Source organism: bacterium (assembly GCA_027622355.1).
Classification (GTDB): Bacteria; UBA8248; UBA8248; order UBA8248; family UBA8248; genus JAQBZT01.
The window spans coordinates 1-3,158 of the sequence record JAQBZT010000309.1 but is presented as its reverse complement, the minus strand read 5'-3'; the positions used below and the strand labels follow the sequence as shown (position 1 = coordinate 3,158).

Genomic DNA, 3,158 nt, shown 5'->3' with positions numbered 1-3,158 from the left:
GCTCAGGACCGCTTCGCCTTTCCGAAGTCGTCCCAGAAGACGACCTCCTCGACGGGTCTGCGGGTGGGAGGCCGCGTGGCCTTCTCTTTTACCTCAGGCTCCAGATCATCGACAGGCCCCGGATGCCCCACCGCAAAGAGCGCGGCCACCCGGAAGGGCCCGGGAACGTGGAAGGCCTCCAGAAGCTTGGGTTCATCCCAGCCCACCATGGCATGGACGGTGAGCCCCATCGCGCTTCCCTGGATGAGCAGATTTTCGATCGCGAGCCCCAGGTCGAGCAGCCAGCGCTGCTGGCCGTGCCGGTCGGGCTGCTCCTCCGGGTTTCCGAGGATCACCATCTTGATCGGCGCCTCGGTGGCCCACTTCACGTTGTTCTCGCTGAGGCAGGCGTCATACCTTTTGTGCGCCTCCTCCCCTCGGACGATGATGAGCCGCCAGGGCTGCTTGTTCACCGAGGAGGGCGCCCACCGGAACGCCTCGATGAGCAGCCGGATGTCCTCGGCCGAAACGGGTTCATCGGTGAAGGCATAGCCGCTGCGGCGGTTTCTCAAAACAGGCAAAATGTCAGACACGCTCTTTCTCCGTTCGCAGGCGCAGGGGTTCAGCCTCGGATTTTTCGGATAAACGCCGCGGCGGCCTGGCCGACCTCGGCCGGGCGGTCCTCCTGGACATAGTGTTTGGCATTGAGGATGACCTCCTCCTGGTTCGGCCACTGGCGGCAATGCTCGCGCGCCGCGCCCGTCAGGGCGTGGCCCTCGTCGCAATTCACAAAGAGCTTGGGCAGGTCATGGCTCGCCCCCAGGAAATCGCTGTACTGCTTCACAAGCTTGTAGTTGTCCTCGGGCTCTCCCTCGAAGGGGATCTCGCAGGCCCACTGTTGGGTCTGGCGCCGTTTTTGATCGTCCTTCGTCGGCTCGCGGTAGGCGTTCTTCTCCTCCTCGGAGAGTTCGCGGATGACCCCGAGCTCGAAGAGCATCTTCTCGACGAAAAAATTCGTCTCCATGATCATCGCCTCACCCTCGGGCGAGCGCATCTTCTTGAAGGCAGGAACGCGATCATCGGGCAGGTCCGTCCAGAAGCGCGGGCGCACCATCGCCTCCATGTAGGCGATGCCGTCCACCTGATCGGGGAAGCGGCAGGGGCGGTAAAAGCCCAGGGCCGCCCCCCAGTCCTGGATCACGAAAATGACGTTCTTCGTCGCCCCGACCGCCTCGAACCAGGCATCCAGATACCGGGCGTGATCGGCGAAGCGCAAGCCCCCGCCCGGAATGTTGTCCGACTGGCCCGAGTTCATCAGATCGGGCACGAGGCACCGGCCGAGACCCTCCAGGTGCGGCACCACGTTGCGCCACAGATAGGAAGTCGTCGGGTTTCCGTGCAGCAACACGATGGGGTCGCCGTTTCCCGCCTCGAAATAGGCCATCTCCGCATCGAGCACCTTCGCCCGCTTGTAGGGATAGGGATTTTTTGCCGAAATCTCGCTGCCCGCCATGCTCACACCTCCGCAACATCCAATACCGCAAATGGGGAATATCGGTTTTCACAAGGTGGCCAAGTGTACCCTCAACCCGGCCCGGCGCACCACCTCCCGGGGCATCCGGCGCGCCTGCCCGCACGCGGGCCCTCTCGCGAAATTGGCAGGCCTTTTCCCAGGTGATATATGCAAGAGAGTCCTTCTTTTGTCTCCGCACAAGGGAGTGCGCGCGCTTGAGCCAGCCCCCATCCCTCGCGGCCGTCTTCCGCGCGCCGGGAGAACTCATTTTCGAGGAGCGGCCGGTTCCCGTCCCCGGGCCGGGTGAGGTCTTGATCGAGGTGGGCGCCTGCGCCATCTGCGGCAGCGACCTCCACCAGTTCGACGGCCACATGGGCCGGGCGAAGTTTCCGGTCGTACCGGGGCACGAAATCATGGGGCGGGTGCGCGCCCTCGGCGAAGGTGTGGAAGGGATTGCGATCGGTACGCGCGCCTGCATCGAGAACCACATCCACTGCGGCGTGTGCCCCCTCTGCCGCGCGGGCCGGGTGAACCTCTGCCAGCGGCCGCAGACCCTCGGCGTCACCCGCGACGGCGGCTACAGCCGGCATCTCACCGCCCCGGCCCAGTGCGTCATTCCCCTGCCCGATGCGCTCGATGACGCCACCGGCGCGATCATGCAGACCCTCGGGACGGGCCATCACGCCGTCATGGCGAGGGCGCGGCTTGAGGCGGGCGAGTGGGCCGTCATCATGGGGATGGGGCCGGTGGGCCTTTGCGCCCTCGCGGTGGCGAAATACGCCGGGGCCAGATGCATCGTCACCGACACCGTCCCCGAGCGCCTGGAGGCGGCACGGCGGATGGGGGCGGATGCGGTGCTGAACCCGCTGGAAACGGACGTTGTGGCTGCTGTGCGCGATCTCACGGGCGGCGCGGGGGCGGATGCCGCCCTCGAGGTGGTAGGCGGGATGCAGGAGGCCACCATCCGCCAGGCGGTCGAGATGATCCGCTGGGGGGGCCGGGCGGTCGTCGTCGGCCAGTTCGGCCTCGCGCCCCCCGTTCCCCTCGGGGAGCTGCAGGATCAGGAAAAAGACCTCATCGGCAGCCGGGGCCACCCCCATACTTTCGAGGTGTGCATCGCACTGGCCGCCGCGGGGAAGCTCGACCTCTCGCCCATGATCACCCACCGGATTCCCCTCGCCGAAGTCGCGCGCGGGATGCGCCTCATGCGCGAGCGCATTGAGGGGGCCATCAAGGTCGTCATCGTGCCGAGCGAGGCGGCCTGATTTTTATTTCTCTTCACCACATAGGAAACGCTTCGATGAAAAAGAACCGGAAGCAGACGATTGGCTTCATCGGCCTCGGAAGGATGGGGGCCGCCTTTTCGAAAAACCTGATCGCGGACGGCTTCCTTGTCGCAGGCACCGATCCGGTTCCGGCCGCCATGGCGCGCCTGCGCCGGATGGGCGGTGTCCCGCTCCCCACCCCGCGGGAGGTGGCCGAGGCGGCGGACGTGCTGTTCATCTCGCTGCCCAACTCGAAAATCTCCCTGAAGACCGCGCGCGGGAAGGACGGGTTTCTCGCCTTCGCCAAGGGAAAGGCGCCCGGGATCATCCTGGACACGACGACGGCCGATCCCTCGGACACGAAGCGCCTTGCCGCGCTCTGCAAGGCAAAGCGGGTTCCC

Annotated in this window: 4 protein-coding genes; 2 read left to right on the top strand and 2 right to left on the bottom strand. The window is 65.9% G+C overall.

The window, feature by feature from the left end; genetic code table 11:
• Positions 1–2: 2 nt before the first annotated feature.
• Together O2807_13955 and O2807_13950 are read right to left on the bottom strand one after the other, a co-directional pair.
• Positions 3–572, bottom strand: a complete 570-nt coding sequence (locus tag O2807_13955) for a nitroreductase family protein (GenBank protein MDA1001605.1) — start codon at positions 570–572, stop codon at positions 3–5.
• A 29-nt stretch (positions 573–601) separates the two neighbouring features.
• Complete coding sequence (locus tag O2807_13950) at positions 602–1,492, bottom strand: haloalkane dehalogenase (protein ID MDA1001604.1); 891 nt, start codon at positions 1,490–1,492, stop codon at positions 602–604.
• Between the two features lie 215 nt (positions 1,493–1,707).
• Here O2807_13950 and O2807_13945 point away from each other — a divergent pair, with 215 nt between their 5' ends.
• Together O2807_13945 and O2807_13940 are read left to right on the top strand one after the other, a co-directional pair.
• Positions 1,708–2,757, top strand: a complete 1,050-nt coding sequence (locus O2807_13945; GenBank protein MDA1001603.1) for an alcohol dehydrogenase catalytic domain-containing protein — start codon at positions 1,708–1,710, stop codon at positions 2,755–2,757.
• Positions 2,758–2,792: 35 nt separating this feature from the next.
• Positions 2,793–3,158, top strand: a 366-nt coding sequence (locus O2807_13940) for an NAD(P)-binding domain-containing protein (GenBank protein ID MDA1001602.1), incomplete at its 3' end; no start/stop codon positions are given.